Annotated in this window: 19 protein-coding genes; 3 read left to right on the top strand and 16 right to left on the bottom strand. The window is 48.9% G+C overall.

Annotation, left to right across the window (positions count from 1 at the left end; all coding sequences use genetic code 11):
• The first annotated feature begins 103 nt into the window (after window positions 1-103).
• Both WS_RS10685 and WS_RS07240 read left to right on the top strand, forming a co-directional pair.
• Entirely contained in the window at window positions 104-610 is a 507-nt protein-coding gene (locus tag WS_RS10685; protein WP_011139357.1) for a hemerythrin family protein, read from the top strand.
• A complete protein-coding gene (locus WS_RS07240; RefSeq protein WP_011139358.1) occupies window positions 607-900 on the top strand; it encodes a hypothetical protein in 294 nt (97 codons plus the stop codon). Before WS_RS10685 ends, WS_RS07240 begins: the two co-directional genes overlap by 4 nt.
• 45 nt (window positions 901-945) lie before the next feature.
• On the opposite strand, the gene ttdB is transcribed toward WS_RS07240, so the two are convergent.
• Window positions 946-1,560 (bottom strand): L(+)-tartrate dehydratase subunit beta, encoded by a 615-nt coding sequence (gene ttdB, locus WS_RS07245; RefSeq protein WP_011139359.1) that lies wholly within the window; start codon window positions 1,558-1,560, stop codon window positions 946-948.
• A complete protein-coding gene (ttdA, locus tag WS_RS07250) occupies window positions 1,557-2,456 on the bottom strand; it encodes a L(+)-tartrate dehydratase subunit alpha (RefSeq protein ID WP_011139360.1) in 900 nt (299 codons plus the stop codon). The genes ttdB and ttdA overlap by 4 nt, the downstream gene beginning before the upstream one ends.
• Before the next feature lie 209 nt (window positions 2,457-2,665).
• On the opposite strand from ttdA, the gene WS_RS07255 reads away from it, so the two are divergent.
• A complete protein-coding gene (locus tag WS_RS07255; RefSeq protein WP_041571860.1) occupies window positions 2,666-3,337 on the top strand; it encodes a GntR family transcriptional regulator in 672 nt (223 codons plus the stop codon).
• On the opposite strand, the gene WS_RS07260 is transcribed toward WS_RS07255, so the two are convergent.
• From WS_RS07260 to WS_RS07325, 14 genes are all read right to left on the bottom strand, one after another.
• Window positions 3,334-4,167: a CvfB family protein gene (locus WS_RS07260; protein ID WP_011139362.1), complete on the bottom strand. Its 834-nt coding sequence runs from the start codon at window positions 4,165-4,167 to the stop codon at window positions 3,334-3,336. The genes WS_RS07255 and WS_RS07260 overlap by 4 nt on opposite strands.
• Window positions 4,168-4,171: 4 nt before the next feature.
• Window positions 4,172-4,390 carry an alkylphosphonate utilization protein gene (locus tag WS_RS07265; protein ID WP_011139363.1) on the bottom strand — a complete coding sequence of 73 codons (219 nt, stop codon included), beginning with the start codon at window positions 4,388-4,390 and terminating at the stop codon, window positions 4,172-4,174.
• A 62-nt stretch (window positions 4,391-4,452) separates the two neighbouring features.
• The gene (locus WS_RS07270; RefSeq protein WP_011139364.1) at window positions 4,453-5,457 is read right to left on the bottom strand and encodes a M48 family metallopeptidase; all 1,005 of its coding nucleotides are present in this window, start codon (window positions 5,455-5,457) and stop codon (window positions 4,453-4,455) included.
• On the bottom strand, window positions 5,454-6,473 hold the full coding sequence (locus tag WS_RS07275; protein ID WP_011139365.1) for a YjgN family protein: 1,020 nt from the start codon (window positions 6,471-6,473) through the stop codon (window positions 5,454-5,456). Before WS_RS07275 ends, WS_RS07270 begins: the two co-directional genes overlap by 4 nt.
• 15 nt (window positions 6,474-6,488) lie before the next feature.
• A complete protein-coding gene (locus tag WS_RS10690) occupies window positions 6,489-6,959 on the bottom strand; it encodes a methylated-DNA--[protein]-cysteine S-methyltransferase (RefSeq protein ID WP_011139366.1) in 471 nt (156 codons plus the stop codon).
• Complete coding sequence (locus tag WS_RS07285) at window positions 6,956-8,794, bottom strand: menaquinone biosynthesis decarboxylase (protein ID WP_011139367.1); 1,839 nt, start codon at window positions 8,792-8,794, stop codon at window positions 6,956-6,958. Before WS_RS07285 ends, WS_RS10690 begins: the two co-directional genes overlap by 4 nt.
• Window positions 8,794-9,300: an acyl-CoA thioesterase gene (locus WS_RS07290; protein WP_011139368.1), complete on the bottom strand. Its 507-nt coding sequence runs from the start codon at window positions 9,298-9,300 to the stop codon at window positions 8,794-8,796. The genes WS_RS07285 and WS_RS07290 overlap by 1 nt, the downstream gene beginning before the upstream one ends.
• Window positions 9,297-9,710 carry a DoxX family protein gene (locus tag WS_RS07295; protein ID WP_011139369.1) on the bottom strand — a complete coding sequence of 138 codons (414 nt, stop codon included), beginning with the start codon at window positions 9,708-9,710 and terminating at the stop codon, window positions 9,297-9,299. Before WS_RS07295 ends, WS_RS07290 begins: the two co-directional genes overlap by 4 nt.
• Window positions 9,711-9,756: 46 nt before the next feature.
• On the bottom strand, window positions 9,757-10,305 hold the full coding sequence (locus tag WS_RS07300) for a GNAT family N-acetyltransferase (RefSeq protein ID WP_011139370.1): 549 nt from the start codon (window positions 10,303-10,305) through the stop codon (window positions 9,757-9,759).
• A 13-nt stretch (window positions 10,306-10,318) separates the two neighbouring features.
• A complete protein-coding gene (locus WS_RS07305; RefSeq protein ID WP_011139371.1) occupies window positions 10,319-11,662 on the bottom strand; it encodes a cryptochrome/photolyase family protein in 1,344 nt (447 codons plus the stop codon).
• Window positions 11,659-12,609 carry a YbgA family protein gene (locus WS_RS07310; protein WP_011139372.1) on the bottom strand — a complete coding sequence of 317 codons (951 nt, stop codon included), beginning with the start codon at window positions 12,607-12,609 and terminating at the stop codon, window positions 11,659-11,661. The genes WS_RS07305 and WS_RS07310 overlap by 4 nt, the downstream gene beginning before the upstream one ends.
• Complete coding sequence (locus tag WS_RS07315; protein WP_011139373.1) at window positions 12,606-13,547, bottom strand: ArsA family ATPase; 942 nt, start codon at window positions 13,545-13,547, stop codon at window positions 12,606-12,608. Before WS_RS07315 ends, WS_RS07310 begins: the two co-directional genes overlap by 4 nt.
• 9 nt (window positions 13,548-13,556) lie before the next feature.
• On the bottom strand, window positions 13,557-13,826 hold the full coding sequence (locus WS_RS07320; RefSeq protein ID WP_011139374.1) for a cory-CC-star protein: 270 nt from the start codon (window positions 13,824-13,826) through the stop codon (window positions 13,557-13,559).
• Window positions 13,810-15,513 (bottom strand): carbon starvation CstA family protein, encoded by a 1,704-nt coding sequence (locus tag WS_RS07325; protein ID WP_011139375.1) that lies wholly within the window; start codon window positions 15,511-15,513, stop codon window positions 13,810-13,812. The genes WS_RS07320 and WS_RS07325 overlap by 17 nt, the downstream gene beginning before the upstream one ends.
• Window positions 15,514-15,611: the final 98 nt, after the last annotated feature.

The following is a 15,611-nucleotide window of genomic DNA, read 5'->3' on the forward strand; positions in this document are numbered from 1 at the left end:
TGGAAGATTCCCACTCACCCCTTCTTTTCTCCTCTTTTTCACTTCACCTATGCTATTATCTATAATTTAGCAGTTCCCTTTTAAGAACCCAGGAGGATTAATCATGCCTGAGAGAATCTTGCAATGGAAAGAGGAATATAGCATCGGCGAAGAGGAGATAGACTCTCAACACAAGAGGCTTTTTGAGATTGCAGCGGGGGCTTTTAGTATTGTCTCGCCTAGCGAACGCGCCGCCAAAGTCAAAGAGACGATTCGCCGCCTTGTGGAGTACACGCGATTCCATTTTGACGAGGAGGAGCGCTTCATGAAAGAGGAACTCTACCCCCATCTAGACACCCACAAAGAACTTCATGAAGAGATTATCATCTCCATGAATGCTTTCATGCGCAGAATTCCAGAGATGAAAATCCAAGAGCTAGAAAAAGAGTTGGCTTTTTCGATTCAGTCATGGTTCATCGACCATATCACCCAAAAAGACAAGCAGATTCAAGCGTGGCTTCAAAAAAGCGTCGCTTTGAAGGATTGTTGGAGTGGAATGAGGAGTATGCGCTTAAGTATGAGCCGCTTGATGGTGCCTACAAAGCGATTCTGCTGGAAACCAAGGAGATGATTTTAGCAAGAGAAGAGACGCCCAAACAGCTTTTGGCCAGACTAGAGCAGAATCTCATTCAACACTACCGCGACGAAGAGGCCTATCTTCAATCAAAAAAGATCCTCACCCCTGAACATTTGCTCGCCCACAAAAAGATCATCGATATCCTTCAAAATCTCATCAAAAAGATGCGCTTTAATGATCAAAATATGCTAGAAAGAGACTTGGCTCTTTTTTTTCAAGGCTATCTCACTCGACACAAACATTCCCTCTTGATGAACCAAGAATCCCTCTCCACCTCCTTGTAGTCTTCAGCTAATCCCTTGCCTCGCCGCAAGGGACTCTCCGCCTCACTAGTGACTTTGCATAAAAGAGGCCACAAATTTTTCAACCTTGGCTGATTCCTCTTTTTGGCGTTCCCTGAAGGTGTTTTTCTTCTCTTCAATAAAATTATTTCCCTCGGTATCAATAGAGACGATCAGAGGACCAAATTCTTTAACTCTTAATATCCAAAAGGCCTCAGGCATTCCAAACTCTGGCCATTCCAAGCCTTCGATCTCTTCAACTTGTTCGGCCGCAATCACTGCACATCCTCCTGGAAAGATTGCGTGAATCGCCACGCTCTCTTTGCACCCTTGAGCGGTTTTATTCCCCATCCCCCCTTTGCCAATGACAAGTTTCACCCCTGTCTTTTCCAGAAACTCTTTCTCATAGCGCTCCATTCTCATGCTCGTGGTTGGGCCAACTGAAATCATCTTCCATCCCCCTTCCACCTCTTGGACAATGGGGCCTGCATGGAGAATAGCGATTCTATCCAAGGGCAACTCGGGCATAACCCCCTCCTCAATCACGCGCCGATGGCCATCATCTCGACACGTCACGAGCGTGCCTGTAAGATAGATAATATCGCCTACACGCAAATCTTTGATCTCCTCATCTTGAATGGGGGTGTGAATAACCTTTTTCATAGCTCAACTCCTTGATGAGAGATCATTGTATATTGAAGATTCTTGTTAAATTGAATAATTCCATGGCGATTTGCCCAACATCCAACCGTTACACCCACGCCTAGCACCGAAGGATGGTGGGCCATCCCCTCAACATGGACCCCAAGCACGCTTCGATGCCCTGAAATCCCCTGTGGTCCAAGCCCAATGGCATCTAAACCCTCTTGAATTCTCCTTTCCATTTCAGCCGCTCTTGGATGCGGATTAGAGCTTCCTAGTTTTCTCAACATTGCCATTTTAGAAAGTTTGGCAGCCGAGGTGGAACAAGTCCCTATCCCCACTCCAACGGTCAAAGGAGGGCAAGCATTGATTCCCCATTCCACGATGGTGTCAAAAACAAACTTGACTGCCCCCTCATAGCCTGCCAAAGGAGGGAGCACGATTGATCGTCCTGGCAAAGAGCAACCTCCGCCCGCCATATAGACTTCAATCTCCACACTATCGTCATCAGAAACAATATCCCATTCAATCCATGGCACTTTAGTTCCGACATTAGTGCCAGTGTTTTTTTCATCAAAAGGCTCAACCGCATTGAGTCTCAGCGGAGCTTGCTTGGTCGATAAAATCGTTGCCTCTTTCAAAATCCCCCGAAGCTCCCCAAGGTAAGGGAATTTTGCTCCAGCACGAACAAAAAATTGGATCACGCCCGTGTCTTGACAGGTAGGCCGATTGAGCGATTCAGCTTTTTCCATATTTTCAAACATACATGCATACAGACTCTTGGCTAGGGGTTCGGTTTCAATCCCTTTCAACTCTGTAAGCTTTGCCATGACGTCATCAGGTAATCTTTTAGAAACCAATGAGACAAATTTACCCAATGTTTCAGCCATCAATTGATGCCCGCTAGAAGCTTCCATCCATCCTCCTTGTTAATATTATAATTAACTAGTGATATCTAATCACATATTAATGATTAATTGTAAGTAATACTAACTTAGGAATAGCCTTGATATAAAAATTAAATATGAGCACTTGGCTTGAAGTGGCTTTGAGTCGTTGCAACTCCCCCCGCAAACATGATATACTTTCCCAAAATTAAATGGAATGACCACTCCAAGGAGAGGGAATGACTTTATTAAAAAAAGTGCGGATGCTTCCTGCTAGAGAGCAAGTGGCTTCGATCTTGCGCTCATCCATCCTTTCAGGTGAAATCGCCCAAGGTGAGTCGATCACGCTAGATGGTATTGGGGAGCAGGTAGGAATGTCTAGAACGCCCGTGAGAGAGGCTTTTCAGATTTTAGCCTCTGAGGGGTTGCTGGAGCTTCGACCCAATCGATGCGCCATTGTCAAAGGAATCTCCCCCGATACAATTCGTGATCACTATGAGTTAAGAATGATTTTGGAGACAGAGGCGCTCAAAAGAGCTTGCGAAAGAATGACTAGCGAGGATCTGGCCTCTCTCGAAGAGATCAATCAGCAAGGTAAACTTGCCAAAGCTCGAGGGGATGTTTCCACCTATAACCTCATCAATCAAGCTTTTCACATGGTGATTTGGACGGCGGCAGGAAGCGAGAAACTCAAACACTTCCTTTCGCTCCTATGGAATGGCCTCTCCATGAATAAGCGGATAACCGCCCAAGAGTATGCCACCACCTCTCAAGATGAGCATAGCGAGATATTAGAAAAAATCTTGCAAAAAGATTCGCAAGGGGCATGTCATCTTATGCGCGAGCACATTCGCCATAGCATGGAAAGTATGCTGATGAACTTCCACAAAGAAGACGAGGCCAGAAGCTAGCGAATCTGTTCGATTCCTTTGCCCGCCACGAGCTCCACTTTTTGGCTCCGTATGGCTTCGCCAAGCGCTCGCTTGAATCCTTTTTTGCTAAGCCCCGTGATTTTGGAAATCTCATCAGGATCAGAATCGTAGTGGAGCTCCAGCTTTCCCCCTGCACTCTGGAGTGCTTTCATGAGCTTTTCTAGCTCCTCCTTGAGTCCGCCTGCTCCTTGGCTCTTTCGCAGACTAAGATCGATCTTCCCATCAGGCCTTACGGCTTTGATGTAGCCCTTTCTTGCCTCGCCAAGGGGAAGCTTCTCAAAGGTCTCATTATTAAAAAGCATCCCGAAATAGCGCCCATTCACCATGCAACCATAGCCCAGCGTGCTCCACTCAAAAGGAAGAATCTCCACCTCAGTGAAAGGTCGCAAGGTCACAGGAGCGTTTTGGAGGTAGTTTTTCACCCCAATTCGAGCGATGAGGCGCTTCTCTTTATCAAGATCAAGCCTCACGACCACCTTTTGTCCCTCATGAAAACTATAGGGATTCTTGCAAGGCATGAAAATGTCTTTGGCGATTCCCAAATCGAGGTAACATCCCCGTTCGCTCACGCTCACCACTTCCAAAGCGGCCACTTCGCCAAGAATCGCTTTGGGTTTTAGTGTCGTGGCCACGGGGCGATCCTCGCTATCTGTATAGAGAAATACCTCAAGCATGGCGCCCATCTCCAGCCCCTCAGGCACATAGCGCTTAGGCAGAAGAACCTCTTCTTGCGTGAGCTCCTCTAAAAGATAGACCCCAAAGTCGAGAAATTTGATGGCTTTAAGCCTTTGATAGGTGCCGATTTTCACCTCATTAGGCCTTTTTAAGGAAGCAGGTCTTAAGCACGATGACGCCTTGTTTCTCCACTCTCCCCTCAATCTCATCCTCTTTGGCGGTGAGCTTGATATTTTTCACTAGCGTTCCTCGCTTGAGGGTGATGGAAGCGCCTTTGACCTTGAGATCTTTGATCACAAGGACACTATCGCCCTCTTGAAGCTCCGCTCCATTGCTATCTCTTACGCTCATGAACATCCTTCAAAGTGATTTATTTAGGGTAGATTATAGTGAGAAAAGGCTAAGTTTCCTATAAGGAATTAGGGTCTAGCCTCCAAAAAAGGCTCGATTCTCTCTTTTGTGGGAGGGTGAGTGAGGAGAATCGAGGGTATCTCATCCCCTTGATCAAGCCTAAGCAGAATCTCTGCCAGACGCCTTGGCGCGATCCCTGCCCTCTTCAACCCCTCTAGGGCAAAGGCATCCGCCTCGCGCTCCATCTCTCTTGAGTAACCCCGCTGAAGCAAAAGCGCAGGAATCCCTGCCGCCAAATCCGCAAAAGCGCCCACATCACCCACGCCTACGGAGATGAGCACACCCGTCCCTAGCGTCTGCAAAAGCATCCGAAGGGCGTGCGATTCTTTGAGGTGACCGATCTCGTGCGCCAGAACGGCGATGATCTCTTCATCATGCTCGCTCTTTTCCACCAGCTCATCACTCAAAATAATCACCTCACCCGCCAAAGCAAAAGCGTTTGCCCCCAAGACAGGGCTGGAGCGAAACAAAAGCTGATGCGCCCCGCACTCATTCACCGCGCAAAATCGCTCCAATCCTCGCTTTATCTCCTCTTGGCGCGAGAGGCTTAGGGTCGATTCCTTAAGATAGAGCCGATCCAAAATCTCCAGCGTCTCTGAATCCATAGCAAGCCTTACTGAAGCAGGAGCCTGTTTGGCCACCCACAAGGAGAGCTGGGGCAATCCATAAAAGATTCCCGCCCAAAGCACTCCAAGCGCCAAAAGAATCGACAACGCCACATAGCGAAGCTTTCCCTCAAAAAATCGCGCCAAATGCTCAGGCGAAGTGCCCCCTATCCAGCACTCTAGAATCTTGGATTCCTCTAGGCTTAGCCCATGAATCTCCCCTCCAGCCTCTAGATGCAAGACCCCTCCAGCCTCGCCCACAGAAGGCTCCATTCGAAGCGCTTTTTTACCCAAAGAGAGCTGGAGGTCCTCCCCTCTTAGCTCCAGTCTATCCCCAAGAATCTCAAGGGTAACAGAGTGAGCCTTGGAGCTCTCTCCATCAAAATAGCTCGCCTCTATCAAGCTCACCCTACCCCAACATCCATATCAAAAAAGTCCGACATCTCCGAGCCCAAAGCCCCCACATCGGATTGTATCTTGGCGCTATAACTCTCCAAGTCCGGCGCGATCACCTCAAGATGTAAAGCCTTGTATCGAGCGATGCGCACACTCGCAAAAGGGGTGAAAAGCCCAAGCGTCACCATGACCAAAAAGAGATTTGAGAAGTAGATCCAAAGCATCTCTCGCGCGCGCTGTGTCGAGTGGAATCGAGCCTCTCCCATCTGCGTGTGGTTGTAAAAAAGATTGGCCACTCGCGTCTTGATAATCGCCATAGCAATGGGCACAAGAGTGTAGAGCAAAACAATCATCACCAAAAGCAAAGAGGCTCTAGCTCCTTTTTCAAAAGCCGAAGAAGCCATCAATCCAAAAAATCCAAGCATCATCAGCCCTAGTGGAAGCGCCACCAAAGCAAAAACCCAGATATAGAGCTTCCAAAAGGGTTTGGATTGGCCTTCATAGAGGCATTGAACGCTCCCATAGGTGTAATTGGAGGCGAGATATTTCACCTGCACATACGCCGCATAGGGGAGCGCCAATCCCAGCGTGATGAGTGAGACAAAAGGCCAAAGCAAAAAAGCCTTTGCCGCCCCACTCACGCTACCAACAAAACCGAAACGGATTCCTCGATAGCTGCTCTGCAGCGCATTAAAGCGCAACGATCGAACGATAATCCATGGAGAAAGCGCCAGAATCAAAAGTAAGATTCCCATCCCCACGAGCGGCAAAATCTCTGAAGTGATGACATACGCGATAAAAAACGCCGCCGCAATAAGCCTGCCTTTGAGTATCTGCATCGGGGTGGCGAGATAGACAAACGCCTGATGATCTAAAATCGTATGCCCATAAAACCAGCGATTTGTTCGCACCTTAGCCCAAGCGGAATAGATTCCCAAAGTGATGAGACTAAGGGCGATATTGACGATCCAAATTTTGAAATATTCACTGCCTTTTCCAGTGAAATTCAAAGGGTAACGAGTAGACATCTTTCTCCTTGTAGATTATTCAGTTTTTGCCTCCCTAGCGCAGAGGCTCTTCTCCCACTCTAAAATCGCCTTTTTTCGCTCCACTCCCCCTCCGCTATAGCCCCCTAGTCCATTTTGGGCTACCACGCGGTGGCAAGGGTAGAGAAGAACGATCTTGTTGCTCGCCATCACGCGCGCCACGGCTCTTTGGTGCACGCCTAGGGCACGCCTTCCAAGTTCGCTATAGGTCACCACCTCCCCAAAAGAGAGTTTGGCAAGCTCCTCTAAAACACGCCTAGATAGCTCACTTGCAAAGGCGCAGGGAAAAGGCAAAGGGTGCACCGCTTTGCCCATCAAAAATGCCTCTAGCGCCTCTTTGGCTCTCTCTGTGAGTTCATTTGCAGAGGCCTCCAAAGGCTCAGGAACAAAGAGGATTCCCTCCACTCTCCTAGCATCAGCCCTAATCTCCACCCACCCAAAAGGGGTTTTAAAGTAGTCTCTATTCATCGAGTCTTAGGTGAGTCACAAAGATGGAATCGCCGCTCAAACTCCTCATCAACCTCTAGCAACCCTCGCGCCTTAAGGGATTGGATCACCTCTTTGGTGCAATCTGTCTCTAGCGGCCATTCTCTTAGGTGTCCATCCACCGCCCCTTTGTCTGTGGCATCCACGCTCACGAATTTCTCAAAAAGACGCACATCTCGTTTGGCGTCTATATTGTTCACCACACGCCAAAGAATCATATAGAGATTCTCCAAATCATTTTTTTCTTCATCCACAAAGACCACGATTCGTAGGTGATTTTGAAGCTCCTCTAAGGGGGAGAGCGCTTTGGTGATGGAGCGATCCTTTTTGTTCACTCCCACGAGCGCGATAGGGCTGGGGGTGTCAGTGAAGATTTGTCTCACCCGTGCCACCTCGGGCAAAAGCTCTCGAAGTCGCCCAAGAAGCGCCTCGTCACTCAAAAGAGAGAAAGTAGGATCAAAACCAAGGGCTGCTCCTGTGGCATCCACCCCAAGCTTGCCTCCTAGCGCATACTCTGGGCTAGCATGATCAAGCGCATCACAAACTCCATCACTAAGCAGAAGCCTAGAGGGGTGGAATCGCGCCAAGACATGATTCATAAGCGCCTCATCCTCTCGCAAAGAGGGGGCATCCTCATCCACAAACAGAGCGTGCTTCACAAAGCTCATCTGTCCCACACCCCAAAAAGCGTGCATGATCTGCTTAGCATGCCCAGGGTAGCTAGGAGCGATTTTGGCCAAGATGAGATTGTGAAAGACTCCATTTTCGGGCATATAGTAGTCAATGAGGCTAGGAGCGGTGGTCTTTAAGAGGGGGAGAAAAATCCGCTCGGTTGGATAGCCTAAATATTTGTCCTCCAAGGGGGGCTTGCCCACGACCGTGGCCACATAGATAGGGTTTTTCTTGTGGGTGATCGCGCTCACCTCTAGCTCTGGATAGGGCTCAATGGGCGTGTAGAATCCTGTATGGTCACCAAAAGGTCCTTCAAGTCGCATTTTGCTTGTATCCACCCAACCTTCGATGACAAAATCAGCATCAAAGGGGACAAAGAGCGGATTGGTGAGGCAAGAGACCAGCTCGGCGCGCCTACCCCGAATAAAACCATAAAGAAGCAGCTCAAAGACTCCATAAGGAAGCGGAGCCGTGCCGCACCATGTATAGAGAGGATCGCCTCCAATAGCGATGGAGACGGGCATTTTTTGACCTGCGGCTTTGTATTGATTGAAAAAATGGGTGGAATCTTTGTGAATCTGCCAATGAAGCCCTAAGCGATTCTTCTCATAGAGCTGCAGGCGATACATTCCGAGATTTTGAACCCTTCCCTCTAGGTCTTGCGTATACACCTGTCCCATCGTGATGAAAGGCCCTCCATCCTTCTCCCATGTGGTGAGGATAGGAAGCTCGTAGAGATCGACCTCTTCGCCCTGCTTAATGACCTGCTGGCAAAGTCCTTTGGTTTTGAGTTTTTTAGGCACAACATGACGCAAGCGCGCCAATTTTGGAAGCATCGCAAGCGTTTGCGCCCATCCCTTAGGGGGCTTGAATTGGACAAATTCCCCCACGCTTTGAGCGATCTCTTCGACCTCACCCACGAGAATCTTCACTAGCTCCTCGCTTCCAAAGAGATTCATCACCACGGGAGTTTCAAACTCTTTGCCGCTTTTTTTATCGATGGGTCGAGTGAAAAGGAGGGCTTTGCTCTCAGGTTTTTTCACCTCGACATAGGCGATATGGGGAATCTCCAGGTGGATATCCAAGGGCTCATCAATCACTCGTAATAGATTGTGCTCTTTGAGTAGGTCAAGGTAACTTCTCATCACTTCTCCTCGCGCGATTCTTCTAATCGCCTTTCACGGCGTTTTTGGGCTTTTTTGTAGCGTCTCTCCTCTTGGGGAGTCTCAGGCACGAGCCTTGGCACACTCACAGGGCGTCCCTGCTCATCAATAGCGACCATCGTGAAATAGCAGCTATTGGTGTGAGTCACCACGCGCTTGTGGATATCTTCAGCAATCACTTTGATTCCAATCTCCATCGAGGTGTTCCCTGTGTAATTCACCGAAGCAAGAAAGGTGACAAGATTTCCGATCTCGATGGGATTTTTAAAAATCACTCGATCCACCGATAGTGTCACTACAGGCTTAGCGCAGTAGCGAGAGGCGCACGCATAAGCCACCTGATCAAGAAGCTTGAGCAGATCACCCCCGTGCACAAAACCTCTAAAATTCGCCATGGCAGGCGTCATAAGGATGGACATTGTGAGGGTTTTAGTGTCAAAGACATCCTCTCTTAGGGTGTTGAATTGGAGCTCATCGAATCGATTCATCGAGAGAGTCCCCATTTGCCTCCGCCCATCAAAATGAGTGCGATAGCCCCCACCAAAAAGAGCAAGGGCAGCTCAATCAAAAGCCCACCCTGAGGCGTGAGCGCTAAGAGCTTGGAACCATAAGCAACATAGATTGCCACCACCATCGTGAGCGCGATAACGAGCGCATTGAGTCGCGTATAAAGCCCCAAAATCAAAAGCGCGGGCGAGAAAATCTCGCCAATATATGTTCCATACGCCATAAATTCTGGCAGTCCATTATTCACGAGCATCTTCTCAATCCCGCCGATACCATTTTTGAGCTTGTGGATTCCATGCATGAGCATAAGACCGCCCAAAGCGAGCCGCAACAAAAGAGCACTCAAATCATAGCTATGAAGCTTGGCAAAAAACGATTCTAGACTTTGCATTTTCAATCACTCCAAAAAATTAAGATTAGTGAGAACGATTTTAACTCTAAGTTGCTTTACCCTCGCCAAGCCACTCTCGTTTTAAGATGGCGTACTGATATGTGTTTTCATAGCGGGGCGAGCCATCAGGATTATTTATGAATGAGATAAATTCAAGAAACAGACCTTCTCGCCTCATTCCCAAACGATCGCAAAGCCTTTGGGAGGGGAGGTTATCCTCTTCAACATAAGCATAAATCCTCCTTGCGCCACCCCGAAAAAGCTCCTCTATAGCGGCCTTAACCGCTTCGGTTGCATACCCTTTTCCGCCATAATTCAGATTAAAATTCCATCCGATGCTATAGGTGTCTGGCTCCTCTTTGACCCAAAACACCTCCCCGATAAGCCACTCTGCATTCTTCAAGCATACCGCATAAAAATCACCCTGATCAGACTGACCTTGCCTCTCTCGAATCTTTCTTAGAGCCTCGTCATAAGAGTTGATCTTTTCGTCCAAAAAACATCGAACAGGAGGATTGGCAAGATAGTCATAGAGTCTCTCCGCGTCTCTCTCTTCAAAGTCACGAATCACTAGCCTATCGGTTTCTATGCGCATGGCAAAAGCCTTTTTATGAAGATACACGGAGAGTGTTTTGCATCGCCTTCGCCTCTTGCGCACTTCTTTTGGCGCTCACTATAGGAGCAAGATAGCGCTCTTTTAGCCCCTCCCACCGCTCCTCACTGCTCCAGTTTTGAGTAGAGATTCCCCTTAATTCAGGAATCCAGCGCTTCACATACTCTCCCTTGGGGTCAAATTTGAGGCTTTGGGTGTAGGGATTAAAGATGCGGAAAAAAGGCTGAGCATCCGCCCCGCTCCCCGCACACCACTGCCAATTACCGGCATTTTGAGCCACATCATAATCCAAAAGCTTGGAGGCAAAGTAGCGCTCGCCCCAACTCCAATGGAGGTGAAGATTCTTAGTGAGGAACGAGGCACAGACCATCCGCGCCCGATTATGCATGAACCCCGTGTGATTGAGCTCCCTCATGCCCGCATCCACAAGCGGCACTCCGCACTCTCCTTTTTGCCATCGCTCCAAGCGCTCTTGAGATTCGCTCCACCTCATCTGCATGGGCTTAAAATCCTCTCGCTCACTATGAGGGAAGTGATAGAGGAGCATCGCATAAAACTCCCTCCAAAGAATCTGACGATAAAAAGGAGCGACCTTGATTCCCTCTTCTTGCCACACCTTGAGTCTTCTTATAACCTCTCTCACCCCTAGCGTGCCAAAGCGCAAAAAGAGCGATAGCCCCGAAGTGGCCTCGGCTTCAAGAGAGTCTCGATCCAAGGCATAACGCGTGATCTTGGATGAAAACTCCTCCAGCCTCTTTTGGGGAAGAATTTTCAGAGATTCCAAAAGAGGCAGAGGAGAGAAGCCCATCGATTCTAAAGAGGGAGGGGCGGGGATAGGATAGGGAGCGAGCTTTTTGGGAAGATCCAACCCTTTAGCATAGTGCCCTTCAGAGAGAATCTTGAGGCTTTGATTGTAGTAGGCACTAAAGATAGTGTAGGGTGAACCCTCCTTTTTAAGCACCTCATTGGGGTCAAAGAGGTAGTTATCAAGAACAAAGCGACAATCCAAAAGCTCTCTTGCTGCTTCATCCCTAGAAAGCGCGTATGAGTCATAATCTTGCGAGGCAAAAAGCCTAGAGAATCCCTGCTCTTTGAGCCTAGAGAGAATCTTTAAAGGCTCTCCATAAAAGATCGCCAAATCTAGTCCGCGCGCCCTAAGCTCTGACTTTAACCTCATCACCTCCCCATAGATATAACCCACGCGCCGATCCTCCTTGGGCAGGGGAGAGAGCAGGTGGGAATCAAAGATAAAAAGAGGCAGCACCTCGCCAGAGGCTTGCTCAAAAGTGCGATTGTCTTCTAAGCGCAAGTCACGACGAAACCAAATGAGGCTCTTCACTTATAGGCCTTCAAGTCCGAGCGAAGGGCAAAGTCCCTTGGATAAGGCTCAAAAAAGATCTGATCTTGTAGGTAGCCAATTCCATATTGCTTGGCATAGAGGCGCAAAAGCCTCACAGGCAGCACCAAAGGGACAATCCCTTCTCTAAACTCCTGCATGGCGCTTCTTAGCTCCTCTTTTTGGGTGGGAGTGAGATGATTCTTCAAAAAGCCCGCGCAGTGCTCTAGCACATTGTAGGTGGTGGAGATTTTATTCTTTTTAGCAATCGCCTGCAAAAAGAGCTCACCAAATTGCAAGAGAATCTCCCCTAGAGGCTTTTGATCACTATTGGCGACCACGCGCCCCATCTCTCGATAGAGTCGCTCATCTTTGGCTTGCAAGAGGAATTTATAGCGCGTATAAAAATGGACTAAATCCCCCATCTTTGGCGAAGAGAGAGAAAAGAGGCGCCATGATTCGTAGGCAAAAATCTGCATGATGAAATTCTCTTTGATCCATGCATCATAGAGTCGTCCATCCTCCTCGATAGGGAGGTGTGGCATGGCTTGACGCAACATTTTGGCAAAGATTCCCGCCTCACTCTCGCGCTCTGGCATCCCTTGAGGATTATAGACTTTCACCCTCTCCATCCCACAGGTGGGGGATTTGGCTTTGAGAATAAAGCCACAGACCCCCTCCTCTTTGAGGCGCTTAAGATACTCTTGTGAGATTTGCGTCAGTGGCTGGGTGTAGTCTCTCTCGCTCTTGTGTCCTTTGACTTTAATTCTCCCCTCCTCCTTCACAAGACGAATCGTCTCTCTTGGCACGCCAAGCACGGGAGCTTCGGGACAGAGCGGCACATACTCGACATATTTAGCCAAATCTTCACTCACAAAAGGGTAGCGATTGTGCCCTGCACTCCAGTTGCACTCGACTCCAAGCAAACAGGCCGAAACCCCAATCTTCATCTCTCCTCCTTGAGGCACCGCTCCAGCTCATGGACAATAAGCCCCAAGCCCTCACGACCCAAAATATCTTCATCTTGAAGTGGAATCTTCCAAAGCCGCTCCCCTTTGAAAACCTCATCAATCTCAGCCAAATAGCGTGCTTGGCTCTCTCCTCGCTTGGCAAAAAAGGGGTCGTGACTGGGGGGCATGATTTTGTTGATGATGAGCGCGTAGGGCTTAAGACTCTCATGCTTGAGGGAGTGAAGTGCACGCTTGGTCTCTTCAATGGCGAGATGCTCCGGGTTGAGCACGAAGAGAATCCCGCACTCTTTGGAGTCTTTGAGGCGATTATTAAAGGCACTGTAGCGCAGATAACGCTCCTCTAGACGCAGCATGATATTAGAAGAAGAATCGCTTAGATGCCCCAATGCACTCTCGATCTTTCCTCCCCTCTCCTGCTGACTAAGAAGTGTTTTGCTCCACTCTTTGAGGGTTTTAGGCAGAGTAAAGAGGCGCAAAGTGTGACCCGTAGGGGCGGTGTCCACGACGATTCTATCCCACCTAGAATCAGGCTCAATGATGAGACGAATAAGACGATCAAAGAGGGCTGATTCTTGTGCGACTCCACTACTGGCAATGGATTGGTAGTAATTGTCCAGCATCGCATAGGAGTTGGCCGAAACAAAGCGCTTGGTGTCACTCGCTACGGCTTGTATATAGCGCTTCACCTCTTGGCGCGGATCAATCTCGATGGCGTGAAGATTTTCGCTTAGCGCTAGAGCTTCGTTCCCTAGCCTCTTCTCGAAAATGTCGCCGAGATTGTGCGCAGGGTCTGTGGAGACAAGAAGGGTCTTTTCGCCTCTTTGGGCTAGGAGCGAAGCGATGGAGCTAGAGAGCGTGGTTTTACCCACGCCCCCCTTGCCCCCGACAAAAAGGAGTCGAGGAATTTGAAGCGACATGGGAGACCTTTAGCAACACGTGCAGGGGAAATTCTCAAAAGGAGACTCATTGAGCCCCACCTTTTGATGCCACACGTGGAATTTGGGCATGAGTTCAGGCAAAAGCTCTAGCGTGTAGAGCTCGTAGGGATTAGGAATCCCCATCATCTCTGAAAAAGTGATAATCATAAAAAAATCGTCAATCTCCTTTTGGCTTTTGGCGAGCACGCCCCGATAGCTCGAGGCGTAATACTCATCCAATCCCTTGGAGAAAGCGACAAACTTATGAATGAGCTTCATTTTTCTGTTCGCGCAAGATCTGAGCAATGGTCGAAAGCGCCGAGAGGACGACCATCACAGTGACAGCAATCACCACAATATTGATTCCAAAGAGGAGCCAGTTTTGCGCTTTGAAATAGTCTCCGAGCTTCACAAGGGCTGCCCAAAAAGACATAGTCAAAACAAAACTCATCGGGATGAGGGTCACTAGCGATCCACCAAGGCGCTTGCTCTTAATAAGAATCACCGAAACCGTTAAAAGCGTGAGAGAGGCAAGAAGCTGGTTAGTCGCTCCAAAGAGAGGCCAAATCGCCACCTCATTTTTGCCCCCTGCACCCACGCCATTGATCGCCAAAAAGAAAGAGAGTGCCACTGCTACGATAGTCGCTATCCCTTTGCCGCGAAGTGCAGGAATTTTATAGATTTCGCCCCACTCTTGGATGATGTAGCGCTGGAGTCTGATTCCCGAATCCATCGTAGTCGCCGCAAAAAGAATCAACATAAGCGAAAGCAGGGTTTGCGAGACACCAAAGGGGAGTCCGATTCCCTCGCTCATGATCGCCCCGCCTCCATTGGCAAAGTTGACCGCACCGCCTTTGTAGAGGCTCGCCCATGAAGAGGGATTGAGGTCGCCTCCGCTTGCTAAAAGCCCCACGCCTGCAACGCATGCAATGATCGTTGCAAGCGAAAGAGAGCCCTCGCCCACCGCCCCTAGATAACCAACAAATCGAACATCGCTCTCCTTGTCCACCTGCTTAGAAGTGGTGCCGCTAGAGACAATTCCATGGAATCCGCTGATCGCTCCGCACGCCACGGTGACAAAGAGAATCGGCACGATGATGCTCCAACCACCCGGCTCTTTAATTGCAGGGATGAGGCTTGGAGCAACCACGGTGGGGCTCACGATAACCACAGAGACATAAAGGAGCGCCAAGCCCACGAAGAGCTGGATTCCATTCACATAATCCCTTGGTTGAAGGAGCATCCAAACAGGAAGAATCGAGGCGATTCCGCAATAGATGAAGAGAATGACAATCCACTGTCTAAAAGAATCAAGCCCCATGAAACTCTCGGGCAGACTCACAGGCACCGCCACACCTAGAGGTACAAGCGCATAGAGCGCCGTGACTGCGATCACTGTGACAAGTGCAAGATTCATCTTGAATTTGTAGATTGCCTGTCCCATCACAAGTGCAATAGCAATGGCGCCCCACGCGGGGATGATGGTGGTGGGGTATCGCACTGATTCCTGGGCGATGATGACACCAAAAGCAGCATTAACCATCAAAAGCACCAAAAAGATGACGATCATAAAGAGCTGACCAACCTTGGAGCCGATGTATCGCTGGCAAATCGTACCAATTGATTTACCCTGATTGCGCACACTCGCCCAAAGGGCACTCATGTCATGAATTCCCGCAAAAAAGACCGTCCCAAAGACCACCCACAAAAAAGCAGGTAGCCAACCCCATTGCACCGCAATCGCTGGCCCGACAATGGGTGCGGCTCCCGCTACGGTCGTGAAGTGATGCCCCCAAAGCACAAACTTATTGGTGGGCACATAATCGATGTTATCCTTAAACTCGTGCGCAGGGGTTTTAAACTCATCGTTTAGCTTCAAAATCTTTGAAGCGACAAACTTGGAGTAGAAAAACCACCCCGCCAGATACATGAGGACGCCAATCACTAACAGCCATAAAGCGTTCATTCCGTTACCTTCCTTCACAAAAGTTTCGTCAATCTGTTGAAAAAAACTATGCTACATCATTTATCACCAATTTATCTTTAAAGTGCATTTCCAATCTC

This window comes from Wolinella succinogenes DSM 1740 (assembly GCF_000196135.1).
GTDB classification, from domain to species: domain Bacteria; phylum Campylobacterota; class Campylobacteria; order Campylobacterales; family Helicobacteraceae; genus Wolinella; species Wolinella succinogenes.

Excerpts from the sequence above, each read along its gene's own strand:
- ttdB (WP_011139359.1), bottom strand. The coding sequence starts at position 1,560 with ATGAAAAAGGTTATTCACACCCCCATTCAAGATGAGGAGATCAAAGAT.
- WS_RS10690 (WP_011139366.1), bottom strand. The coding sequence starts at position 6,959 with ATGAATAGAGACTACTTTAAAACCCCTTTTGGGTGGGTGGAGATTAGG.
- WS_RS07300 (WP_011139370.1), bottom strand. The coding sequence starts at position 10,305 with ATGCGCATAGAAACCGATAGGCTAGTGATTCGTGACTTTGAAGAGAGA.
- WS_RS07320 (WP_011139374.1), bottom strand. The coding sequence starts at position 13,826 with ATGAAGCTCATTCATAAGTTTGTCGCTTTCTCCAAGGGATTGGATGAG.
- WS_RS07310 (WP_011139372.1), bottom strand. The coding sequence starts at position 12,609 with ATGAAGATTGGGGTTTCGGCCTGTTTGCTTGGAGTCGAGTGCAACTGG.
- WS_RS07295 (WP_011139369.1), bottom strand. The coding sequence starts at position 9,710 with ATGCAAAGTCTAGAATCGTTTTTTGCCAAGCTTCATAGCTATGATTTG.
- WS_RS07285 (WP_011139367.1), bottom strand. The coding sequence starts at position 8,794 with ATGAGAAGTTACCTTGACCTACTCAAAGAGCACAATCTATTACGAGTG.
- WS_RS07240 (WP_011139358.1), top strand. The coding sequence starts at position 607 with ATGATTTTAGCAAGAGAAGAGACGCCCAAACAGCTTTTGGCCAGACTA.
- WS_RS07265 (WP_011139363.1), bottom strand. The coding sequence starts at position 4,390 with ATGTTCATGAGCGTAAGAGATAGCAATGGAGCGGAGCTTCAAGAGGGC.
- WS_RS07290 (WP_011139368.1), bottom strand. The coding sequence starts at position 9,300 with ATGAATCGATTCGATGAGCTCCAATTCAACACCCTAAGAGAGGATGTC.
- WS_RS07255 (WP_041571860.1), top strand. The coding sequence starts at position 2,666 with ATGACTTTATTAAAAAAAGTGCGGATGCTTCCTGCTAGAGAGCAAGTG.
- ttdA (WP_011139360.1), bottom strand. The coding sequence starts at position 2,456 with ATGGAAGCTTCTAGCGGGCATCAATTGATGGCTGAAACATTGGGTAAA.
- WS_RS10685 (WP_011139357.1), top strand. The coding sequence starts at position 104 with ATGCCTGAGAGAATCTTGCAATGGAAAGAGGAATATAGCATCGGCGAA.
- WS_RS07275 (WP_011139365.1), bottom strand. The coding sequence starts at position 6,473 with ATGTCTACTCGTTACCCTTTGAATTTCACTGGAAAAGGCAGTGAATAT.
- WS_RS07315 (WP_011139373.1), bottom strand. The coding sequence starts at position 13,547 with ATGTCGCTTCAAATTCCTCGACTCCTTTTTGTCGGGGGCAAGGGGGGC.
- WS_RS07325 (WP_011139375.1), bottom strand. The coding sequence starts at position 15,513 with ATGAACGCTTTATGGCTGTTAGTGATTGGCGTCCTCATGTATCTGGCG.